At 37.5% G+C, this 22,400-nt stretch carries 20 protein-coding genes; all 20 read left to right on the plus strand.

Features of this window, described 5'->3' with window-relative positions:
* Positions 1–15: 15 nt before the first annotated feature.
* The 20 genes from VIK44_RS14245 to VIK44_RS09325 all read left to right on the plus strand — a co-directional run bounded on the left by VIK44_RS14245 (position 16) and on the right by VIK44_RS09325 (position 22,395).
* On the plus strand, positions 16–159 hold the full coding sequence (locus tag VIK44_RS14245) for a flagellar basal body rod C-terminal domain-containing protein (protein ID WP_414637072.1): 144 nt from the start codon (positions 16–18) through the stop codon (positions 157–159).
* Positions 160–180: 21 nt separating this feature from the next.
* The gene (locus tag VIK44_RS09235; protein ID WP_331553609.1) at positions 181–882 is read left to right on the plus strand and encodes a flagellar hook-basal body protein; all 702 of its coding nucleotides are present in this window, start codon (positions 181–183) and stop codon (positions 880–882) included.
* A gap of 43 nt (positions 883–925) precedes the next feature.
* Positions 926–2,344: a FapA family protein gene (locus tag VIK44_RS09240; RefSeq protein WP_331553610.1), complete on the plus strand. Its 1,419-nt coding sequence runs from the start codon at positions 926–928 to the stop codon at positions 2,342–2,344.
* 48 nt (positions 2,345–2,392) lie between these two features.
* Positions 2,393–3,010 (plus strand): chemotaxis protein CheC, encoded by a 618-nt coding sequence (locus tag VIK44_RS09245; protein WP_331553611.1) that lies wholly within the window; start codon positions 2,393–2,395, stop codon positions 3,008–3,010.
* Positions 3,007–3,495: a chemotaxis protein CheD gene (locus tag VIK44_RS09250; protein WP_331553612.1), complete on the plus strand. Its 489-nt coding sequence runs from the start codon at positions 3,007–3,009 to the stop codon at positions 3,493–3,495. Before VIK44_RS09245 ends, VIK44_RS09250 begins: the two co-directional genes overlap by 4 nt.
* A 138-nt stretch (positions 3,496–3,633) precedes the next feature.
* Positions 3,634–5,964, plus strand: a complete 2,331-nt coding sequence (locus VIK44_RS09255) for a methyl-accepting chemotaxis protein (RefSeq protein ID WP_331553613.1) — start codon at positions 3,634–3,636, stop codon at positions 5,962–5,964.
* A 59-nt stretch (positions 5,965–6,023) separates the two neighbouring features.
* Positions 6,024–6,518, plus strand: a complete 495-nt coding sequence (locus VIK44_RS09260; RefSeq protein ID WP_331553614.1) for a chemotaxis protein CheW — start codon at positions 6,024–6,026, stop codon at positions 6,516–6,518.
* Between the two features lie 23 nt (positions 6,519–6,541).
* Complete coding sequence (locus VIK44_RS09265) at positions 6,542–7,576, plus strand: chemotaxis response regulator protein-glutamate methylesterase (protein WP_331553615.1); 1,035 nt, start codon at positions 6,542–6,544, stop codon at positions 7,574–7,576.
* A gap of 176 nt (positions 7,577–7,752) precedes the next feature.
* On the plus strand, positions 7,753–10,485 hold the full coding sequence (locus VIK44_RS09270; RefSeq protein WP_331553616.1) for a methyl-accepting chemotaxis protein: 2,733 nt from the start codon (positions 7,753–7,755) through the stop codon (positions 10,483–10,485).
* Positions 10,486–10,713: 228 nt separating this feature from the next.
* Entirely contained in the window at positions 10,714–11,028 is a 315-nt protein-coding gene (locus tag VIK44_RS09275; protein WP_331553617.1) for a flagellar biosynthesis anti-sigma factor FlgM, read from the plus strand.
* Between the two features lie 30 nt (positions 11,029–11,058).
* Positions 11,059–11,556 (plus strand): flagellar export chaperone FlgN, encoded by a 498-nt coding sequence (gene flgN / locus VIK44_RS09280; protein WP_331553618.1) that lies wholly within the window; start codon positions 11,059–11,061, stop codon positions 11,554–11,556.
* A 21-nt stretch (positions 11,557–11,577) separates the two neighbouring features.
* Entirely contained in the window at positions 11,578–13,179 is a 1,602-nt protein-coding gene (gene flgK, locus VIK44_RS09285; RefSeq protein WP_331553619.1) for a flagellar hook-associated protein FlgK, read from the plus strand.
* A 53-nt stretch (positions 13,180–13,232) separates the two neighbouring features.
* The gene (locus VIK44_RS09290; protein WP_331553620.1) at positions 13,233–14,240 is read left to right on the plus strand and encodes a hypothetical protein; all 1,008 of its coding nucleotides are present in this window, start codon (positions 13,233–13,235) and stop codon (positions 14,238–14,240) included.
* Positions 14,241–14,339: 99 nt separating this feature from the next.
* On the plus strand, positions 14,340–14,939 hold the full coding sequence (locus tag VIK44_RS09295) for a hypothetical protein (protein ID WP_331553621.1): 600 nt from the start codon (positions 14,340–14,342) through the stop codon (positions 14,937–14,939).
* 294 nt (positions 14,940–15,233) lie between these two features.
* The gene (locus VIK44_RS09300; RefSeq protein ID WP_331553622.1) at positions 15,234–16,457 is read left to right on the plus strand and encodes a flagellin; all 1,224 of its coding nucleotides are present in this window, start codon (positions 15,234–15,236) and stop codon (positions 16,455–16,457) included.
* 558 nt (positions 16,458–17,015) lie between these two features.
* Entirely contained in the window at positions 17,016–17,684 is a 669-nt protein-coding gene (locus VIK44_RS09305) for a hypothetical protein (protein WP_331553623.1), read from the plus strand.
* Positions 17,674–19,545, plus strand: a complete 1,872-nt coding sequence (locus VIK44_RS09310) for a motility associated factor glycosyltransferase family protein (RefSeq protein WP_331553624.1) — start codon at positions 17,674–17,676, stop codon at positions 19,543–19,545. Before VIK44_RS09305 ends, VIK44_RS09310 begins: the two co-directional genes overlap by 11 nt.
* 12 nt (positions 19,546–19,557) lie before the next feature.
* Complete coding sequence (locus VIK44_RS09315; RefSeq protein ID WP_331553625.1) at positions 19,558–20,538, plus strand: NAD-dependent 4,6-dehydratase LegB; 981 nt, start codon at positions 19,558–19,560, stop codon at positions 20,536–20,538.
* Between the two features lie 10 nt (positions 20,539–20,548).
* On the plus strand, positions 20,549–21,199 hold the full coding sequence (locus VIK44_RS09320) for a transferase (RefSeq protein ID WP_331553626.1): 651 nt from the start codon (positions 20,549–20,551) through the stop codon (positions 21,197–21,199).
* Positions 21,200–21,222: 23 nt separating this feature from the next.
* The gene (locus VIK44_RS09325; protein WP_331553628.1) at positions 21,223–22,395 is read left to right on the plus strand and encodes a LegC family aminotransferase; all 1,173 of its coding nucleotides are present in this window, start codon (positions 21,223–21,225) and stop codon (positions 22,393–22,395) included.
* Positions 22,396–22,400: the final 5 nt, after the last annotated feature.

A 22,400-nucleotide genomic window follows, 5' to 3' on the forward strand; every position in this document is an offset into this window, starting at 1 on the left:
ACCATACAAGGTTCTATTGAAAAATCCAATACTGATATGACAACGGAAATGAGTCAGATGATTTCCAGACAAAACAATTTTCAATCCTGTGCCCAAGTTCTAAAAATATACGATCGGATTAATGAAATCAGCGCCAATCAAGTTGGAAAAATTGGTTAATTCAGAAAGGAAACAGAAATTATGATCAAAGGATATTATACAGCAGCGCAAGGCTTATTAAGCAACCAAACCTATTTAAATAATATTTCCAATAATATTGCAAATCTCAATACCACAGCTTTTAAACCCCAGCAAACAGAGTTTTCATCCTTATTGTATAGCAATGTCAATGGCGGATCCGGAAATCTTATCAGTACCGGAAGTGGCGCGAAGGTTGAAAGCACCGGCATTGATTTTACCCCGGGAACCCTGGTGAAAACCGATGCTCCATTAGACTGTGCCATTTTAGATGAAGGGTTTTTTGCCATCCAAAACAAAGGGTCAAATGCCGTAACCTATACTCGTAATGGCGCATTTAGCATCAGCGTTGAAGGAAATAATGAGTATTTAGTGGATAATGCCGGAAATTATGTTTTAGGATCGGACAGTCAAAAGATAGAGATATCACAAGGTTTTGATTCGAAAGCGGTGGGGTTATTTAATTTTTCAAATCCCTATGGACTTAAATTATTGGGAAACAATCAATTTGAAGCAACCATTGAATCCGGCCAGGGAACAATCTATAATCAAGGCAGCATTAAACCGGGATATTTAGAAAGCTCGGCTGCTGATATATCGAGTGAAATGGTGAAAATGATTGAAGCGTCTAAAAGTTTTTCATTTAATGCGAAAATGCTTCAAACAACCGATGAAATGGAGAAAATAGTTAATCAACTCAGATAAAAAACAAAATCAAATTTGGATTAGAAAACACAGGAGAAAGAACATGGATAAAGAAAAAGCTTCCCCAAATGAAAGTCCGAGTTTAATTGACGTTCTAATGAGTGAAGATGGCATGCAGGGTTATATCAAGCTGACAAAGAACACCGAAGGTGCTACCTCATTTTCAAAGGAAGAATTAAATGAAGCCCTGACAGAAAATAAAATTCTTTATGGGATTAATGAAATATCAGTTCTAAAGTTAGCACAAAGACCAATTTTTAATCTGAAAATTAACGTGGCGGTCGGCCAGAAGGCCATTGATGGAGAGGATGGAAGTATTCAATATTTTGTTGCGAGAGATTCTGAATACCATCCGGAATACAGCGAAGATGAACAGGGCAAAGTTGACTATAAGAACCTCAACTATTTTCAAATGGTCAAGAAGGATCAGGTCCTATGTGAAATAACAAAAGAAAAGGAAGGAATAGACGGCAAAAATATTTTCGGAGAAACGATTATTGCAAATAATGGCAAAGAGCCGTTTTTTTCGGTTGGGAAAAATTCCATACTCAATGAAGATAAAACAAAAATTATTTCAACCTGTGATGGGATTGTTAAGTTTACTGGAAAGACATTGGATATTAACGATATGCTATATGTTTCTTCGAATGTTGATTTTTCCACCGGAAACATTCATTTTGGAGGAGATGTAATCATTGATGGCGATGTTTGCACCGGGTTTTCTGTAAAATCCGACGGAAACATCATCATAAAAGGAGTCGTAGAAGATGCCGAAATAGAAGCGGCTGGGAATATACATATTTCAAAAGGATTGAATGGCGGAAGCAGAAAAGAAATTACCGCCGGTAAGAATCTTAACTGCCATTATATTGAAAATGCCATTCTTAACGTTAAGGGTGATATTACTGCGGATTATATTATAGATAGTAAAATAACCTGTTTGGGCAACATCAAATTAGCCGGAAGTAAAGCATTAATTAATGGCGGCGAAATTAGTTTGGCAGGAGAGTTGTCAGCAAAAGAGATTGGTACCGAAAAAGAACGTATTACAAAAATAAAAATTCTGGGAATAGAAACAGTAGACATTCATTCAATAGAAAAGCTGAAATTGGAGATTCAGAAAGACGCCATTCAACTACAGGGTTTAATGGAAAAAGCTAATCAGTTAAACCAATCGACTTTGCCTGAAGATGAGCTCTCCATGCTTGAAAGACTTCAGAAGAAAACGATTAACTTACAAATTCCCAGATTAAAGGATAAGATTAAAAGTAGCATGCAGGAAATAAAAAAATTGGAAAATGAACCAAAAATAGAATATCCTGGTTGCGTCATCTCCAAAAGTAAATTATATCAGGGTGTACGAATCAGTTTTGGGGATAAAGTTTTTCAATTTGACCTGGACAATCTGGTGCGGTGTAAAATCTACTGGGAACATGACAGAATTGTACAAACAGTGTTATAAAAACAAAATAATGTTTTCCAAATAATAGTGAAGAAAAGAGGAGCTGACTTGTTTGAAAACTATGAAGAACTTAACGATGAACAAATTGATTTATTACGCGAAATTGGCAATATAGGAGCCGGCAATGCGGCCACAGCCTTAGCGACAATGTTGGATGAAAAAGTGGAAATGAGCATTCCCAAGGTCACAATCACCGGCTTTAATGAAGCGGTACACGAATTGGGCGGCGCTGAAACCATGACAGTAGGAGTTTTGGTGAGTTTTAACGGCGAAGCCAATGGGATGATTATGTTCCTGTTAAATATGGAAGATGCCAAAGGTATTATGAATATTTTGGTAGGCGAGGATGATGATGACGGGGAATTAACCGAGATGAAACTTTCGGCCATTAAAGAAATTGGAAATATTTTAAGTTCTACCTATATTAATTCAATTGCCGCATTAACAGGATTAACCATTAATGTAACCGTTCCCTATGTTGCCATCGACATGGTTGGGGCGATTATGAGTGTTCCTATTATTGAATTTGGAGCATTGGGAGACAAACTGATGTTTATTGAAGAAAATTTCTTTGGAGAGTCAAATCATTTAAAAAGTAATATTATTATGTTTGCGGAAATTGAAACATTAAAAATTATCATGCAAAAATTAGGACTTGATCTATGAGTTCGTTAATCGTCGTTGGCATTTCAGATTATAAGTTTTCAAAAGCACCTGAAGTCATTGTGACCTATGCATTAGGATCTTGTGTAGGGGTTTGTCTCTATGATCGGGTTTTAAAAATTGGCGGCTTATCCCATATTATGCTTCCGGACAGCACTAATTTTACAAACAAAGAAATAAATCGCATGAAATTTGCAGATACCGCCATAATAGATTTAGTAAAGGAATTAAAGAAAAATAGTTTTGGAACCAATCGAATTACCGCTAAAATTGCCGGCGGCGCTCAAATGTTTGAAACACAGCCGGGAAGTAAAATCGGAGGAATCGGGGAGAGAAATATTCAAAGTGTTAAAAAGGTATTATACGATTTGAAAATCCCCATTCTCGCCGAAGATACAGGATTAAACTATGGGAGAACCCAATATTTTGATCTTGAAACCGGGATTATGAAGATTCAATCCCTTAACAGACAAATCAAAGAATATTAACAGGATGTTGATGTGAGATTTTTCACTCAAAATAACGATGAAAATAACTTTTTTTAGAGTAAAGTTTTGTTGAAATATGTCGATACACTAATCAGGAAAGAATACTTTCTCATAATAGCAATGCAGAGGAGAAAAAGGATGAAACAAAACAAAAGTTTATTTTCAAAAGCACTTCTTTCCATCGGATTACCACTTGCAGTAATATTTTCTATTGTAGCAGTGATCTCGTTAAGCAGTGTGAAACAGGTCATAGCAAACCCGGAACAGTTCGCCATGGTTCAAAAGGTTATGCTGACAACATTCGGAATAGGACTGCTGGTAATGATTGGAATTATTATTTTGATTACCAGAGGATTCGTGAAACCCATAAAAAGGCTTGCAATTGAAGCAGATAGACTTGCAATGGGTGATGATAACCTGGGGTTGGATCGCACTGATAAAATCTCAAATGACGAATTTGGACAGCTTACCACTTCTTTTGGAACAATTGCCCATCATATCAGAACGCAGTCTGATGCAGCGATGAGTCTGGCTTCCGGGGAGTTGTCAGTGGAAATACAACCAGGGTCTGATAAAGATTTGCTTGGAAAAAGTTTGATTGCTATCAAAAATGCCATTGTAAATCTTGTTTCAGATAACACGATGCTTTCAAAAGCAGCTGCCAAAGGTGATTTTACAAAAAGAGCCGAAACTAAAAAGTACTCAGGAGATTTTAAGAAGATAATCGAAGGTCTCAATCAAACAATGGATACCGCTGTTGATAAAGTAGTATGGTATGAATCCATACTCGATGGGATTCCATTCCCTATTCACGTAACTGACAGCAATATGAAATGGACCTATCTGAATAAAGCATTTTCAGATTTAATGATTGCCAATGGTGTGATAAAAAATCGCGAAGCAGCCTATGGAATGGATTGCTGTAACGCCGGAGCAAACATCTGTAATACCGAAGGTTGTGGAATAAGACGGCTGGTGGATCAAGGTTTAAGCGATAGTTATTTTGATTGGGTTGGCAGAAATAACAAACAGGATACGGCCTATCTCAGAAATCGTAACGGTGAGAAAACAGGCTTTGTTGAAATAGTCACGGATTTAACATCCATTATAAGTGTCAGCAATTATACAAATGAAGAAGTATCAAGACTAGAAAAAAACTTGATCCTCTTATCAGAAGGTGACATGGACTTTGACATGAATATTCAAAAAGCAGGTGAATATACGGTTGAAGTCAGTGAACAATTCAGCAAAATTGGCGAAAGCTTAGTTGAAGTTAAAAAATCAATTGGGAGTTTAATTGATGATGCCTCAATAATGACAACCGCAGCGGTAGAAGGAAAACTGGAAATTAGAGGAGATGCTACGAAATTCAAAGGGGCATGGAAAACTCTGGTTAGCGGCATGAATAATATTCTTGATGTCATTGAAAAACCAATCTTAGAAGTCATGAAAGTCATGAATGAGATTTCTATTGGAAATTTAGAAGCGACCGTGTCCGGATCGTACAAAGGTGATTTTGACCAATTAAAACAATCCGTTAATAACACTGCTGGCAATTTAAAAAGGATTGTAACAGACATATCAACAATTACCGGACAAATTGCAAATGGAAATCTTGATATTAAAAATATCAGTGACTATCAAGGAGACTTTGGAGATATTTCCAGCGCATTGAATATCATTATTGAGTCTTTAAATTCTGTGATGAGTGATATTAATGATGCGTCAGAACAGGTTTCCACAGGTTCAGATCAAGTATCAGAGGGAAGTCAATCATTAGCCCAGGGTTCAACAGAACAGGCAAGCTCAATAGAGGAATTGACGGCATCCATTACTGAAATCGCATCCCAGACAAAAAACAATGCCGTTAATGCAAATCAAGCCAGAGAACTGACAACAGAAGTCATGGGTAATGCTGCTAAAGGCAATTCACAAATGTCTGAAATGCAGGATTCAATGGTGGAAATCAACAAGTCATCGGTGAATATATCAAAAATTATAAAAGTCATTGATGATATTGCTTTTCAAACAAATATTCTGGCACTAAACGCAGCAGTGGAAGCAGCAAGAGCAGGCCAGCATGGCAAGGGGTTTGCAGTAGTAGCCGAAGAAGTACGCAGCCTGGCAGCCCGAAGTGCCGATGCTGCCAAAGAGACAACCGTCTTAATTGAAGGGTCCATAGAGAAAGTGCAGACAGGCACCAGAATTGCCGATGAAACAGCATCTGCGCTTAATGAAATAGTCGATGGTATTGAAAAAGTGTCGAATTTGGTTGAAAATATTGCGGTAGCCTCAAACGAACAGGCAACCGGCATCGCACAGATTAATCAGGGCGTTGAACAGGTCGCCCAGGTCGTTCAAAACAATTCGGCAACAGCTGAGGAAAGTGCGGCGGCAAGTGAAGAACTCTCCGGCCAGGCTGAATTACTCAAACAAATGATTGACAGGTTCCAATTGAGAAAAAGCTGAAAAAATAACAGTGCAGATTAGAAAATCGCTAATAAAGACTAAGTAAAAGGAGAATTAAAATGACTGAGATTGATATTGAAAAAAACAATTTTGAAGAAGATACCCAGCACGGAAGGTTTTTAACCTTTAGCTTAGAGGAAGAAGTATTTGGGATTGAAATTAAATATGTAACTGAAATTGTAGGTATTCAATCAATTACTAAAGTGCCGGAAGTTCCATCCTATATCAAAGGGATTATAAATTTAAGAGGCAAGATTATACCGGTTATTGATGTTCGACTTAAGTTTGAGAAAGAAGCCATTGATTACAATGACCGAACCTGTATTATTGTTATTGACATTCAGGAAGTTTCCGTGGGGTTAATTGTAGATAATGTTGAAGAAGTTCTGACCATTGACGATGCAGCGATTTCGCCTCCGCCTGCTAATAAAACGGGATTCGAAAACCGTTTTATTAAAGGGATCGGAATGGTAGGCGGAAAGGTTCAACTACTATTGGAATGCGAGAGATTGCTTAAGAACAGCGAAATAGAACAAATTGAGGATATTGCATAGGAAATTATAAGGGGTCGGTTCAGATGAGCGTGAGACAAAAGATAAAGGTATTAATCGTAGATGATTCACTTGTGTTCAGAGAAACATTGTCAAGAGAAATGACAAAGGATTTAGGTATTGAAGTTGTTGGAACAGCCTCGGATCCATTTATTGCAAGGGATCTGATTTTAAAATTAAAGCCGGATGTCTTAACTTTAGACGTGGAAATGCCAAAAATGAACGGAATTGAATTTTTAAAAAAGCTGATGCCCCAATACCCTTTGCCAGTGATTGTTGTCAGTTCCAGTTCCAACAACGTTTTGGATGCATTAAAAGCCGGGGCTGTTGAATTTGTAACAAAACCTGACATGACTCGGCCAGGTGGGATGAGTTCTTTCATTAATGAACTGAAAGTTAAAATTAAAATTGCATCCACAGCAAAGGTAGGAAATCAAAAGAAAGAGTATACCCCTAAAAACCTTGTCTCCGGTAAAGGATTTGATATGGTTAACACAGTAATAGCCATAGGCGCTTCAACGGGAGGAACAGAAGCGATCTTTTCGGTGATTTCAGCATTGCCAAGGGATATGCCCCCGATATTAATAGTCCAGCACATGCCACCGGTTTTCACGCGGTTATATGCCGAAAGACTTAATCATTCATGTGATCTTGAAGTGAAAGAGGCAGAAGATGGGGATGCATTAAGACCCGGAAGGGTACTCATTGCACCTGGGGATTATCAGATGCGGCTTACTAAAAAAGCATCAGAATTTTTCGTCAAATGCACAAAAGAGGAAAGAATCAGCGGGCATTGTCCTTCAGTGGATGTTCTTTTTGATTCGGTGGCAGAATTGGCAGGCAAAAAAGCAATTGGTGTGATATTAACCGGAATGGGCCGAGACGGAGCCAAGGGCTTGTTGAATATGAAAAAAAGCGGAGCAACTACCATTGGTCAGGATGAAAAAACCTCCATTGTTTATGGAATGCCAATGGTTGCCTTTAATATCGGAGCGGTCATGAAACAATTGCCATTGGAAGAAATAGCCGAAGAAATCGTTCGTTATTTATCAAAAAAATGAGAAAATAGAAGGAAAAACTTTCATCAATTGTTTATTTAAATAAAGTGAAAGCTTGGACCTTCATTTTTTTTGAACGAATAATAGGAATTGTCATTCGATGGTTAATTTGGCTAAAGCTTTATCAAAAAATGACGATAAGTATAACATGAAAATAAAAAACAGGAGGTTGACTGATTATGGAATGGATTAATAACATGAAAATAAGTGCCAAACTTTTATCCGGATTTATCATTGTTGCAATCATAGCCGCGATCGTAGGTATAGTAGGAATTGTTAATATTAAGGCTCTAGATGATTCGGATACTGCGCTTTATGAAAATATAACGGTGCCAGTGTCTCAAATTGGACAAATATCAACGGCGTTTCAGACAATGCGCGTAAATCTAAGAGACATGATTCTTGCAAATGATCCCCAATCCATAAAAATAAATGCAGATAAAATCGCTGAACGGAGAGCGCAAATAGATGCGGTAGCAGCGGAATTCGAAAAAACAATCCTTTCAGATAATGAAAGAGCAGCATTTGACGAATTTATAAATGCCCGGAATGGCTATAATGGACATCTTGATCAGTTAACGAACCTTGCCGCCCAGAATCTCGATGCTGAAGCTTTCTTACTGATGAGTCCTGACAGCCCGGCTGGAAAAGCAACGGTAGCTGAACAGGATGCCATTGCCAAAATCGTCGCCATGAAAGTAGAAGCTGCAAAGGCAACGGCGGATTCAAATATAGCCCAGGGAAACAGTACCATTTTAATCATGATTATCATCACCATTATGGGTGCACTCATTGCAATTGGTTTAGGACTTTTCCTCAGTTCAATCATTGTTAAACCTTTGAAAAAAGCGAATCATATGATTAAGGAAATGAGTATGGGACATCTGGGACTTCGGTTGAACATGGATTCCAGTGATGAAATAGGAGAAATGGCCATAGCCATGGATAGTTTGGCAGATAACCTCCAAAATCAGGTCATCGGTACCATAAACCGGATTTCCAATGGGGATGTATCCGCAAATATAGAAATTAACGATGTTAACGATGAAATTACCCCGGCGCTTAAACAGACCATTGAGTCCATAAGAGGGTTGATTACTGAGGCCAATATGCTTTCCAGGTCCGCCGTAGAAGGCCGACTGGATACAAGAGCAAATGCAGCAGCTTTCAAGGGTGGATTCAAAGAGATATTAGAAGGTGTTAACGACACCCTTGATGCTGTGGTCGGACCACTGAATATGGCCTCAGAAGCAATTGCTAAAATCGGAAAAGGTCAAATCCCTCCAAAAATCACGGTGGCCTACAGCGGAGACTTTAATGAACTTAAAAATAATCTCAATGCCTGCATTAATGGTTTGGGGGCTTTGGTTGAAGGAAATAAAATCCTTGGTCAAATGAGCGTCAATGATTTCACAGATAAGATAGAGGGAGAATATTTAGGCATTTACAATGAAATATCAAAGTCTATCAATGTGATCCATTGGAAGCTTGGTCATATTGTTAGTATTGCAACCAATATTGCCAAAGGCGATATGCAGGATTTAGAAGATTTGAAACAAACCGGGAAAAGATCGGAACAGGACAACTTAATGCCAAGTTTGATTCTAATGATTGAAAACGTCAATTTGCTTGTAACTGAAACCGAAGGGATGGCCAGAATTGCCATTGCCGGAGATTTAAATCATCGGGGAGACGCCAGTCAATTCCCAGGAGAATATGCCAGAGTCATTAAAGGCTTTAATGAAACGCTGGATGTGATTATTGCACCCATTAAGGAAGCCTCAGATGTTTTAAAAGAATTGGCAGATGGAAATTTAGACACCTCTATGACCGGCGACTACAAAGGACATCACGCAAAAATTAAAGAGGACATGAACCAGACTATTAAGTTTTTAAAACGTATCGTCACCGAAGTCACTCAAATTTTAGAACAAATTGGAAAAAGAAATCTTGATCAGGAAATCACCGGCTATTATAATGGGGATTTTGTGAATATAAAGTTGGCAATTAATGATATTACCACGAGCCTAAGCGAAATCATGTCGGATATTGATGTTGCATCCAATCAGGTTGATTCCGGAGCCAGACAAATATCCGATGGCGGTCAGGCTTTATCCCAGGGAACAACTGAACAGGCCAGCTCCATTGAAGAGCTTACCGCCTCTATTTCAGAAGTTGCTGAAGAGACTAAGCGAAATGCCATACATGCCAATGAAGCAAACGAGCTGGCCATTGATGTTCGCACCAATGCAGAACTGGGCAATAAACAAATGAAAGAAATGGTCAGTGCCATGGTGGGAATCAACGATTCCTCCAAAAACATTTCAAAAATTATCAAAGTCATTGATGATATAGCTTTCCAAACCAATATCCTCGCCCTTAATGCAGCTGTGGAAGCTGCTCGGGCAGGACAACACGGGAAAGGCTTTGCAGTTGTGGCAGAAGAGGTTCGAAGCCTGGCCGCAAGAAGTGCCGAAGCAGCCAAGGAAACGACAGGGCTCATTGAAGGTTCCATTGACAAAGTTGAAATGGGAACCAAAATTGCCGATCAAACCGCTGAAAGCTTAAAGGAAATTCTGGGAAGAATTGAAAAAGTAGCAGGTTTGGTCGGAAATATTGCTCAGGCATCAAACGATCAGGCTTCTGAGATTGCACAGATCACCCAGGGAATCGAACAGGTTTCTCAGGTCGTTCAAACAAATTCTGCAACTGCAGAAGAAAGTGCTGCCGCCAGCGAAGAGCTTTCCGGCCAGTCGGAAATGTTAAAAGAAATGGTTGGAACCTTTAAAATAAAACATAAGAGTAGAGTCGGAGCCGGAATGAAAGAAAAAGCTGCTCCTAAAGCAAAACTGCAAAAAGAGAAACCCGCACCAGGAATTATTTTAAATGATGATGAAGGGGATAAATATTAGACCACAATGATAAAAATTTAACTCATTTACCAAAGCTTCGATCAATGATCGAAGCTTTGGTACGTTTAAGGGAAAGTTCATTCTTTAAAACTATTTTCTAAAGTTTTATCCGGGAATGACGATAAATAGATTAAGAAGAAAAAATTATTTGAATGGTTCAACAAATAGTTCAAGCATAATAAAATAATTTAGTTTATAATATAAATATAGATGAGGGAGGTTTTAACGATGAAAATTACATTTCAGAATAATAACAAATTAGTACAACCCAAACAGGCTCAGGATGTTTCAAACGATGCTGCAAAAAATATTGAGGCGGAAAAAAATCAAAAGATTCCTCAAAAAAATAAGGTCGACAGTGCCGAGATTTCAAGCAGTCGTAATGCATCCTTTGACGACAAACGTCTGTCTGGAGCACAGTCAGCGATTTTGTTGGATGTATCTGTAAATACATCAGATCGGATACAAGAATTAAAAGAATCGGTTAAAAACGGAACCTATAAAGTGCCCACAGAGTTATTGGCAGAAGAAATGCTGAAATAAAAAACGCAATGATTACCCAGGAGGCTTAATATGTCTGCAATAAAGGATTTTAAACATACACTCGATTGTTTTCACGAGTACCTTTTCGGGGTAACCAAACTCCATCAGGAAGAGGTATCCAAATTAAAGGATGAGCTTGCACTGATTCAGGGAGATGATATTGAAGGATTAAACACGAACCTCAACCTCCAGCAAAGCTTTCTTTACCAGATCAAAAACTTTGACAAAGAAGTCGCAGGCTATATGAATCAATTAAACTTATCCGGAAGAAATCTGTCAGAAGTAATTCTCCAGCTTCCTCAGGAAGAACAGATGCGATTTTATAAGCTGCTCAGTGAATTTGAGGTCACAATCAAAGAAGTACAATTTTACAAAGAGCAGTGTCAGAGTTTGCTCCAAACAAAACTATATGTTGTGAATAAAAAGATTTCTTCATTTGAATTAAAAAAAGATAAAACAACCTATGGGAAAGATGGAAAAGAAGCCGAAACCTCAGCATTTCCAAAAACCTTTGAAAAAAACATTTAGTATAGAAAGGAGGATCATTCGATGTCATCAACATTCTTAGGATTTAATGTCGCAAGCAGGGCCATGGAAGCCAGTCAGGCAACCATTAACGTCACGGGTAATAATATCGCCAATATTAATACAGAAGGCTATTCACGACAGCGTGTGGATATTAACGCCATTACCAGCGGCGGAGGCATTCAAAAGTATGCAACCCCTCAATTATCAACCGGTTTGGGAGCCAAAGCTGTGGGTACAACCCAAATGAGAGATCCTTTTTTAGATGCCCGTTATCGGAGTCAGAATGCAGAAGCCAGCCAATATGATAAGATGATTACAGGACTGTCCGATTTGGAAAATATTTTTGATGAGGCCCAAACCGATGGCCTGCAAACCGAATTGTCAAACTTTATCAGCACCTTACAAACCTTTTCGGAAACCCCCACCAGTGCGGATATTGCCCAGGTCACACGAACCGAAGCTCAAAAAGTCACGCAAATTATGAACATGTATGCGAATCAAATCAAAGATGTCAGAAAACAACAAGTGGATGATTTAACAGTTGTGGTGTCGAATGATATCAATGCTGCTGTTAAAAGCATTGCCGATTTAAACGACAAAATCCGAACCGAAGAAATATATGGGAATACACCCAACGATCTTTATGATCAGAGAAATTCACTAATTGATGAACTTTCAGGCATCGCCAATATCAAAGTCAATCGAATGCCTGAAAAAATATCGGCAGATATCACCGTTGATCGATTATCAATTTCTCTGGTGGACAAAAATACCGGAAACTCCATTGGTTTAGTGGACAATGATTTATATAATACCATCAAGCTCACGGATACCGGGGATAAGGTTGTACTGTCGTCTTTAAACCCTGCTTTTGTCCCTAATGGAACGGGAATTGATTCCGATGACATTACTAATCTTTTTTCAGATGGTTCCGTTAAAGGGTATTTAAATCTCATTAATGGAGAAGGAGCCTTTGCAGATCCAGCAGATCCGGCAGATCCAAGCGTAGAGGAAAATGATTCAAAAGGCATTCCTTATTATCAAAAAACCATGGACATTTTTGCCAGTAAATTTGCAGATGTATTCAATAAAATCAATTCGATAGTTGATCCGGCTGACCCAGCATCAAAACCTCTGTTCACTAGCTCAGATGGAACTGCGGTTACAGCAGCAAACATTCAAGTGTCCCAGGCCTGGCTGGATGATCCTTCTTATATTAACACTACTAATAATCCTCCAGATCCAACAGATCTAATAGATCCTGAAGGAACCCCTGGAAGTGCGGATAATGTGCTTCGCATGATCAATGCATTAACCGTTGATCAGGATTTCAAAAAAGATTCGGATTCTGAAACGACATTTTTCAATGGAACCTTCAATGAATATATGACCGGACTTCTCGGGGATGTTGCCATGGATGTCGAGCTTAATACAAATTTTGCAAGTACTTCTAAAAACGTGCTTGATACTATTTCCACTTCCCGAGAGTCGGTTTCCGGGGTTTCTTTGAATGAAGAAGGAACCAACTTAATGGCCTATCAAAAAGTCTATAATGCCGCTATCCGGTATTTTAACGTATTGGATGAAAATCTGAATACTATCATTAATACAATGGGTCAATAGGCAGTGTTTTATCAGAGCGATTGATTTAAAAAAATCCTTACAATCAGGAAGGAATGGATAACACAATGCGAATTACATATAAAATGATGACTTCAAAATATACCACTAATTTAAACAATATGTCCACGGAATTAGATCGATTAAATACTCAGGTGGCTTCAGGCCGTAAATTTGCCAAAACATCGGATGATACGTCATCGGCCATAAAAGCCTATCAGATCAGAAGAGATATGTCAAAGCTTGAGGGGTATCAAAATAATATCGGACATGCCAGTGATTTTTTAACCAATTCCGAAACCAATTTAGACGATATTAATCAAACGGTTTCAGATGCCACCGTAAAAATACTCCAAGGGAAAAACGGCACCCAAAGTCCGGATACCCGAAAAGTCATTGCCAATGAGCTCCGGGTCATGCAGGATCAAATGCTGGATACCCTTAACAGCAGCGTCTCCGATTCCTATATTTTTGGTGGAAGCAATACGGCTGAAAAACCCTTTACAGTAGAAGCCGGAAAGCTGTTTTATAATAAAGTTGATGTGGATTCCTTAGCAGATGGTTCAGCTGAGTTGAAAAAGCTTGCCACGGATTCACTTTATGTGGATGTTGGTCTTGGCATGTCATTTGATGCTGCAGGTGTTGTTAATAAAAACAGTGTTTTCAATTATTCCACTCCTGGAATTAATATTGTTGGAAATGGAAAAACAGCCGATGGTGGTTCCAATAATTTATATAATTTATTAGGCGAAATAGCTACTGAGTTTGAATCAGATAATTACTCAAGTGATAAGGTGGACAAGCTTTTGGGTCTGTTCCAAACTGCATCCAGTAAATCTAACCAGGTCACCACAGAAATTGGATCAAAAACCAATTACCTGAATTTTATGACAGACCGGTACGATGCCCAGGAACTTAATCTGCAAACCAGGCAAACAGAGGTCGAAGGCATTGATGCAGCCTATACCTATATTGCGTTTCAAACCCAGAAGGTGGCCTATCAGGCAGCTCTGCAGATGGGATCCAGCATTATTCAATCCTCGGTGTTTGATTATATGTCATAGGCAAGGAGTTAACTAAAAGAGTTCATAAATTAAAAATACAATAGATGAGAAGAATAGAGAATGATCCCTAAGGATCATTCTTTTTTAGAAGGGAGAAAAATGGAACCATTAATTACCATAGAAACCATTCCCATGAAAATTGAATATGTGGAAAGAGAACCCCTGCGTCTGTCGTCGGTTCAGTCTGATACGCTGAAAATATCCAAAGACGACGGCAAACAAATCATTCAGGGAAATCCCATGAGGATTTCCATTCGAGATTCCTTTGAACCAAGCTCCGTTTATAATTGGGAAAATCCAACTTATACCGCCACGGCAAAGTACGGCGATGATGGAAAACTCAAGCTCAATGTTAATATGGAGGATGGAGAGTCAAAACCCATCAGTTTCAAGGATACCACCAGAGGGATTGACCAAATGATCGATTTATTCGGTGCATCAGAATATTCCGCCAGTCTCGAGATTAGCTTTGATATTGGAAGGCAACCCGGGGGAATGTCGATGGAAAAAAATCAGAATTTTCAGTTTGTGCCACCGGATATTGAATTGAAAATAACCCAACGGCCAAAAGTCATTATTAAATATGTGGGAGGGCCGATTTATGCACCTGCGAGCGCGGATCCTAATTATGTTCGACCCGAGGGCTTAATGGAAATGCCCGACCCGGCACAAGGGGATAAACTGGACCTTAAGATCTAAAAGAAATCCATTTTACTACATCCTAAGTCACCTAAATGGTGGATTTTTGATTATAGCCAAATCAATCCTGACTGAAGTTAACTTAGCCTACAGTTTGGATCATTTAAAAGCGAAAATCATTAAATTATAAAAAAGTTAAACTTTCGGCTAAAGTATATGAACTTAAGACCGATATATAGATTAGAAACAAAGAAAGCTTTAAACATTAGGCGAACCTAACGTACGAAGGAAAGCCTCAATCAATTCAACCTGGGTCAGGGGTAACTGGCAAATAAATTAATGGAGGAAACAAAGATGAGAATCAATCATAATATCGCAGCACTAAACACCTATAACAAATTGGCCGCAAACCAGGCAACAACTTCTAAGTCCCTGGAAAAATTATCTTCCGGTTTAAAAATCAACAAAGCCGGGGATGATGCAGCAGGGTTAGCAATTTCAGAAAAAATGCGTGGACAGATCAGAGGCTTGGATCAAGCTACTGCCAATGCCAGTGATGGTATTTCATTAATCAAAACTGCTGAAGGTGGTTTAAATGAAACTCACTCAATCTTACAGAGGATGAGAGAACTTTCAGTCCAGTCTGCCAATGATACCAATACAGCTGATGATCGTGCAGAAATTCAAAAAGAAGTGAATCAATTAGGCGAAGAAATCGATCGTATTTCAAACACAACTCAGTTTAATACGAAAAACCTGTTGGATGGTTCAATGGGTAAAGGCGTCGCTGCTGATGTAGCGAATGTTAACACGAATACGGCAATTGGCGCAGCTACAAGTGGCGGTAAATTCTCCGCTCTTACGGATGCAGATGGTAATTCTCTAGGCATCCAATCAGGCGATAAAATTGAAATTTCGTATGTGATTAACGGACAGACAAAAACGGCCTCTACCTCTGGTGGTGCAACACTTAAAGTAGGCTTTGATAAAATGTTAGGTGCTTCCGGTGCTACCTATAGTGGAGCTGCTGGTGTTCATCTTGCTGCAACTACTGATGGTTTTACAGGGGCCGCTAACGGAATAACCATTACGGTTACGGATTCTAATGATGTGGTTCGAGCCGGTGCCACCAATGCACTATCAAGCTTTAGTGAAACAACGGCGGCAGCTGATCAACGTGCAGATGGTCAGTCGACCTTGCAAATTGGGGCTAATACCGGTCAGAATATACAGGTTGACATCGAAAACATGGGTTCTGCAGCTCTTGGTGTAGAGAACCTACAAGTTGGTAATCAGGGACAGGCCAATGTTGCGATTAAGGTTATTGATGCAGCCACACAGAAGGTATCTGCTGAAAGATCTAAGTTAGGTTCTGTTCAAAATCGTTTGGAACATACCATTAATAATTTAGGTGCATCTTCAGAAAATGCAACGGCTGCTGAATCTCGAATTCGTGACGTTGACATGGCTAAAGAAATGATGGAATTCACTAAGAACAACATCCTCTCTCAAGCTGCTCAGTCTATGCTTGCACAAGCTAATCAACAACCACAAGGCGTTCTTCAATTATTACAATAATCAATTTAAAGTTTGTCAATTAATAAATTTACAAAAAGACCACCTTAAGGTGGTCTTTTTGTGGTTCGTTTTAGAATATGCAACTTCATTTAGAGAAGAGTTATCAATCATTTTGATGATGCATTATTACGATTGATTACAAAGCCTCACTGTTTTCATTGGAATTGTTTCTTTATTATGATAAAATATTAATAACAACTTAATAGATGTTTTAGATTATCTGTAAGATCAAGTTTAGATTTAAGATCGAAATGAATATTCCAGAGTGCCGGAGTTAAGTGTTAAGATTAACCCAATGTAGTAGATGTTTAAAAATTGCGCAATTATTGTATAATCACGAAAAAGGGGATCAGAATCTGATGAGCATTCAATCTTATGAAAAGCTTGGTAGAAAGTCCGAGCACAGCTAAATATTTATCAACGTTAGTCGATATTAATAGTAAGAAGTACAATTTCAAACCAAGCAGACGAGACGGTTTTTCTTGTGTTTTGTCCATCTGTTTTTTTAAAGAGAACAAAAAAACTTTCCTAATGTGTAATGAAATTAGGAAAGGAAAAATGATTGCTTATAAAGCGTATACAATTGAAGGAAGAGGGCAAAATATGTTTATCTACATACAAGATGAAGTATTGGAATTTGATAATGATCCAAAGATAATAGAAAAAATGCTGACTACGATTAATGAAAGATTAGATGAAAAAGAACTGAGGTTTTCGAATCTGATCGTTGATGGAATACCAATTTATGGTGACTTTTATAATTATTTTGCTGAGAATATAGAAGAAATAAATAAGGTAGAAGTCGTGCTTCTAACGACCACCGATTTAGTCAATGAAAGCATAATAACAGCCAATGATTATATCAGCAATGCAATTCCTTTATTAACTCAATTAGCAGAAGAATTTTATCAGCAACCTAATAAAGAAACATGGACGAAATTAAATGATTTATTTGAAGGAGTCCAGTGGATCATCGAATCATTAACTCAGATCGATTCCATTAAAAATTTAAGCAACACTGTTAATGACTATAAAATATGGAATGAATACGTTCAAGGGGTATCAAAACTCAGTGTCATTATTCCTGAACTTGAAAGCGCTATCATCGGAAAAGACATTATTTCGATTGGTGATATGCTCTTGTATGAAATAAAGCCAATATTTCAAGGTATGTTTGATAAATTACAATTTTTATTACCTGGGTTGGAGGATGGCAGTGTTAGCTGATAATATCATATTTTTAAAGAAAAATTATCCAGTATTATATGACGCATTAAAAAAGAATGAAGAGGCTAATGTTCATGGTTCAATTTCGTTAGAAAACACCAGGAGTAATCTTAAAACATTGAAAATTAAAAAAGATGGTAAGTCGCTGTATTTACACAGTAAATACGACCCACTCCATGAGGCAGAGTCCATTATCGATAAATTAGAAGAAAGAGAAGACATTGATGATAAAACCCATGTCATTTTTTACGGTTTAGGACTAGGCTATCATATTGATTCTTTTGTCAGGCGATTCCCAGATACAACTTTTTCACTTTATGAACCGTCTGTGGAAGTATTTCAATACTTTTTGAGCAACAAAAATATCAATAGTCTTCCGGTGAAAAAAATATATACAATTCAGTGTGAGGTTAAGCCTCAAGCAATGGATGAATTTTTTATTAAGCTCTTACATAATTCAGATAAAAAAACGATTATTATGGATTTGCCTATTTATCACAATGCTTTCGAAGAGCAATACATTCAATTTTCAAATAAATTTAGAGAAGTCATTAAAAGCAAAAGAAGTACTTTGCATACGAATTATGCTTATAAAAAAAGATGGGTATATAACAGTGCAGTTAATTTTAAAGAGGTATTGACCACGCCTAATATCATTATGGAAAATAATGGTGTATTTAAAGGTGAAACGGCAATATTAGTTTCCGCAGGGCCTTCTTTAAATTACGAAATCGATAATTTGAAGTTGATTAAAGAAAAAGGCCTTGCCTATATATTTTGTGTGGGTTCGGCAATTAACACTCTCTTGCACTATAATATATATCCGGATGCGATGTGCACTTATGACCCTACAAAGGGACAGCAATTTGTATTTAAAAAAGTAAATGAAATGGGAATTACAAGTATTCCAATGATTTTCGGAAGTAGCGTTGGAATGGAAGTATTACAAAATTATCAAGGTCCGAAGTGCCATATGATTACAAGCCAGGATACGGTATCTCATTATTTTTTAAAAGTGAAAAATGATAGGGAATTAATCATAGTGAATGATGCGCCATCCATCGCTGTTATGACTTTGGAACTACTACATAAACTGGAGTTTGAAAAAATTATTCTTGTTGGGCAAAATTTAGCGTTTTTAAATAATAAGCTTTATGCTGATGGAATTGACTACCAAGAAACAATTGATGAAGAGAAAGATGAATGCTTAATGAAAACAGTTGATGTTAATGGAAATGCCATTTTAACCAGTGAAAGTCTTAATTTAATGAAACAACAAATGGAAGCGTATATTAAAATTTTTGATATGTCAATCATTAATACAACTGTGGGTGGAGCACAGATTGAAGGAACCCAGTATCTACCAATGCAGGAAGTTATAAATATAAACCTGAAAACACCAATTTCAAAGGGAAATATATTTGAAAATATCATTAAATCTGAACTTTATGATCAAGGTTATTTAAAAGCCCAATTGACAAAAATGAAAAGAGAATATGAAACTTATAAAGGATTGCTATCCTCACTTAAGCAGCAACTCATTAAAATGAGTGAATTGGTTATGAATAAAAATGTGAAGCAAGCCTCTGTAATGCATCAAAAGTTGGATCAAGTGATTGCCGAACTGGAAGCAAATGATTACGCAAAGGTTTTTTCACTGCCCATGAATCGGGTGGAATATGACTTATTGGTTATGAATATTCAGCGGATAAAAATGGAAAAAAATGAGTTGAATAAAATTCGAGAATTGATCGCATACGTAGAAGCATTCATTAATTTGCTATATGGAGATAGTCATTTAAATCAACAGATCATTGAGATACTGACAGATGCTGTTGGAGCAAAAAGAGATATAGGATAAAAGGTAAAAGCGATGACAAAAATATTGATAACAGGTGCAGACGGTTTTATTGGTAGCCATTTAACTGAAGAATTGGTTAAATCAGGAATGAAAGTAAAAGCTTTTACCCATTATAATTCCTTTAATACCTGGGGATGGCTGGATACGTTATCTAAAGAAACCATGAAGGATGTTGAAGTATTCCCAGGTGATATCAGAGATCCGAATGGTGTTAGAGAAGCGATGAAGGGAGTTAATGAAGTTTTTCATCTTGCTGCACTTATAGCAATTCCCTTTAGTTATCATTCCCCAGATACTTATGTCGATACAAACATTAAAGGCACGCTTAATGTTTTGCAAGCAGCAAGAGATTTGGAGACATCCAGGGTTTTGATCACTTCTACTTCGGAAGTATATGGTACGGCTCAATATGTTCCCATTGATGAAAAACATCCTTATCAAGGGCAATCCCCATATTCGGCTACAAAAATTGGTGGAGATCGATTGGCGGAATCCTTTTATCGAAGTTTTGATATGCCAATCACCATAGTGCGACCCTTTAATACTTATGGGCCAAGGCAATCAGCGAGAGCGATTATACCTACAATCATAACCCAGTTGCTTGCGGGAAAAGAGCAGATTCAATTAGGATCATTGTCTCCGACCAGAGATTTCAACTATGTTAAAGACACAGTAAACGGTTTTATTGAAATAGCGAAGTCAGAAAGTACAATTGGTGAGGAGTTGAATATAGCCACGCAACAGGAAATTTCAATTGGTGAACTGGCAAATGAATTAATCAGACAGATTAATCCGAATGCAAAAGTTATCTGCGATGAGCAGCGATTAAGACCTGAAAAGAGCGAGGTTAATAGATTACTAGGATCGAATGAAAAAATCAAGAGATTAACCAGTTGGGAACCTCATTATACGTTTGAACAAGGGATAACTGAAACGATTGAGTTTTTCAGATGCAATTTAGACAAATATAAAACAGATATTTATAATTTGTAGAGGCAGACAAATGGAATTAAACAGCAACGAACTGATAAATTATGTTAACCGTCAGTTAACAAATATATTTGGAGAAGGTGGAGATATTTCACCATACTTAGCGGATGCCTTGCTTAGGGTAAATAAATGTTTTAAAGCAACCAAAAACAAGTATTATCACAATGCAGAGGGTGTATACTTCTCCCCATTTCATTCGGGGCAGTATGCAATATTCTTATATTATCTGGCGAACACTATATATCATACAGACGGGAATTCGTTACTTGCAACAAAAGTCTATTATCTCAACAAAATTTTACATTCCACAGATTGGTACTATGAAATAGAATTACCCGAGTATTGGGGTGTAGAGCATCCTTTGGGAACAGTATTGGGCAGAGCAAAATATAGTAATGGATTTTTTTCTTATCATGGTTGCACAGTTGGAGGTAATAAAGGTAAATACCCGGTAATGGGGAAAAATGTCATCTTATATTCAAATGTCACAGTAATAGGGGATACAAAAATTGGGGATCAGGTTATTTTATCAGCCGGTACCATGATTAAAGATGAGATAATACCATGTAATTGTTTGGTATTTGGGCAATCTCCAAAATTGAGTATCAAAAAAAAGGATGAAAAATACATGAAAAACCTTATTTCTGAATTTTGGATAACATGAGTGAAGTAGAAATGAGAAATAAAGTGAATAAATTCATACCATTATCTGTTCCTAATTTAAGAGGGAGAGAATTAGAGTATTTAACCCATGCGGTTGAGACGGAATGGGTGTCAACCGGTGGTCCGTATGTTAATGAATTTGAACAAAAAATTGGAGCATATGTTAAAACAAAAGGTGCAGTGTCTTGTCAAAATGGCACGTCCGGTTTGCATACAGCACTTTTAGTATGCGGAGTAACAAGGGATGATGAAGTTATTGTACCGACATTAACCTTCATCGCTGCAGTTAATCCGGTTAAATACATAGGGGCGGAACCAATCTTTATGGACTGCGATGATTCACTTAACATGGATGCTAACAAGCTTTCAGAGTTTTGTGAAAGAGAATGCAAGGTTGTAGAGGGTAAGCTCATCAACATTAAAACCAGTAAGCAAATAAAAGCGATTATAATTGTGCATGTATTTGGAAATATGGCGGATATGGAAAAAATTATGGAGTTAGCCCTCCGCTTTAATCTCAAGGTGATAGAAGATGCAACAGAAGCAATAGGCACTTACTATACTTATGGGAAGTATGCTGAAAAATATGCTGGCACCATCGGTGATGTTGGCGTTTATTCCTTCAATGGAAATAAAATTATCACAACCGGCGGTGGTGGGATGATTGTTTCTGATGATGAAGTTTTACTTAACAAAGCAAAACATCTTACAACCCAGGCTAAAAGTGACGAACTTTTTTGTACCCATGATGAAATCGGCTATAATTACCGTATGACCAATCTCCAGGCAGCTCTTGGCCTAGCTCAGTTAGAACAGCTTGAGGATTTCATTAAAGTGAAAGAAGAAAATTACAATTTATACAGAGAATCAGTCAAAGAGATTAAAGGGTTGACCCTTTTAAACTTCAAAGAGAGTATCAGACCAAATTATTGGTTTTATGGATTATATTGCAGTGATCCATATCTGCTAGATAGAGATGAAATGATTGAATATTTAGCATCAAAAGGGATTCAGTCAAGACCCATATGGGGCTTGATCAGCGACCAAAAACCCTATGAAGATTGTCAGACCTATAAAATTGAAAAAGCAAAAAAATATTTAGAACATATTGTGAATGTCCCCTGCAGTACCAATCTAAGTAAGGAAGACGTTTTATTTGTGAGCCATTGTCTTAAGTATCCTAAAAAGTATAAATAATTTCA

Origin of the sequence: Acetobacterium sp., from assembly GCF_036508315.1 — a bacterium.
Lineage (GTDB): Bacteria > Bacillota > Clostridia > Eubacteriales > Eubacteriaceae > Acetobacterium.

Bases quoted from the DNA above. Each gene is read 5' to 3' on its own strand.
- VIK44_RS09295 (WP_331553621.1), top strand. From the start codon at position 14,340: ATGGAACCATTAATTACCATAGAAACCATTCCCATGAAAATTGAATAT.
- VIK44_RS09320 (WP_331553626.1), top strand. From the start codon at position 20,549: ATGGAATTAAACAGCAACGAACTGATAAATTATGTTAACCGTCAGTTA.
- VIK44_RS09235 (WP_331553609.1), top strand. From the start codon at position 181: ATGATCAAAGGATATTATACAGCAGCGCAAGGCTTATTAAGCAACCAA.
- VIK44_RS09255 (WP_331553613.1), top strand. From the start codon at position 3,634: ATGAAACAAAACAAAAGTTTATTTTCAAAAGCACTTCTTTCCATCGGA.
- VIK44_RS09300 (WP_331553622.1), top strand. From the start codon at position 15,234: ATGAGAATCAATCATAATATCGCAGCACTAAACACCTATAACAAATTG.
- VIK44_RS09270 (WP_331553616.1), top strand. From the start codon at position 7,753: ATGGAATGGATTAATAACATGAAAATAAGTGCCAAACTTTTATCCGGA.
- VIK44_RS09305 (WP_331553623.1), top strand. From the start codon at position 17,016: ATGATTGCTTATAAAGCGTATACAATTGAAGGAAGAGGGCAAAATATG.
- VIK44_RS09275 (WP_331553617.1), top strand. From the start codon at position 10,714: ATGAAAATTACATTTCAGAATAATAACAAATTAGTACAACCCAAACAG.
- VIK44_RS09240 (WP_331553610.1), top strand. From the start codon at position 926: ATGGATAAAGAAAAAGCTTCCCCAAATGAAAGTCCGAGTTTAATTGAC.
- VIK44_RS09315 (WP_331553625.1), top strand. From the start codon at position 19,558: ATGACAAAAATATTGATAACAGGTGCAGACGGTTTTATTGGTAGCCAT.
- VIK44_RS09260 (WP_331553614.1), top strand. From the start codon at position 6,024: ATGACTGAGATTGATATTGAAAAAAACAATTTTGAAGAAGATACCCAG.
- flgK (WP_331553619.1), top strand. From the start codon at position 11,578: ATGTCATCAACATTCTTAGGATTTAATGTCGCAAGCAGGGCCATGGAA.
- VIK44_RS09265 (WP_331553615.1), top strand. From the start codon at position 6,542: ATGAGCGTGAGACAAAAGATAAAGGTATTAATCGTAGATGATTCACTT.
- VIK44_RS09290 (WP_331553620.1), top strand. From the start codon at position 13,233: ATGGATAACACAATGCGAATTACATATAAAATGATGACTTCAAAATAT.
- VIK44_RS09250 (WP_331553612.1), top strand. From the start codon at position 3,007: ATGAGTTCGTTAATCGTCGTTGGCATTTCAGATTATAAGTTTTCAAAA.
- flgN (WP_331553618.1), top strand. From the start codon at position 11,059: ATGTCTGCAATAAAGGATTTTAAACATACACTCGATTGTTTTCACGAG.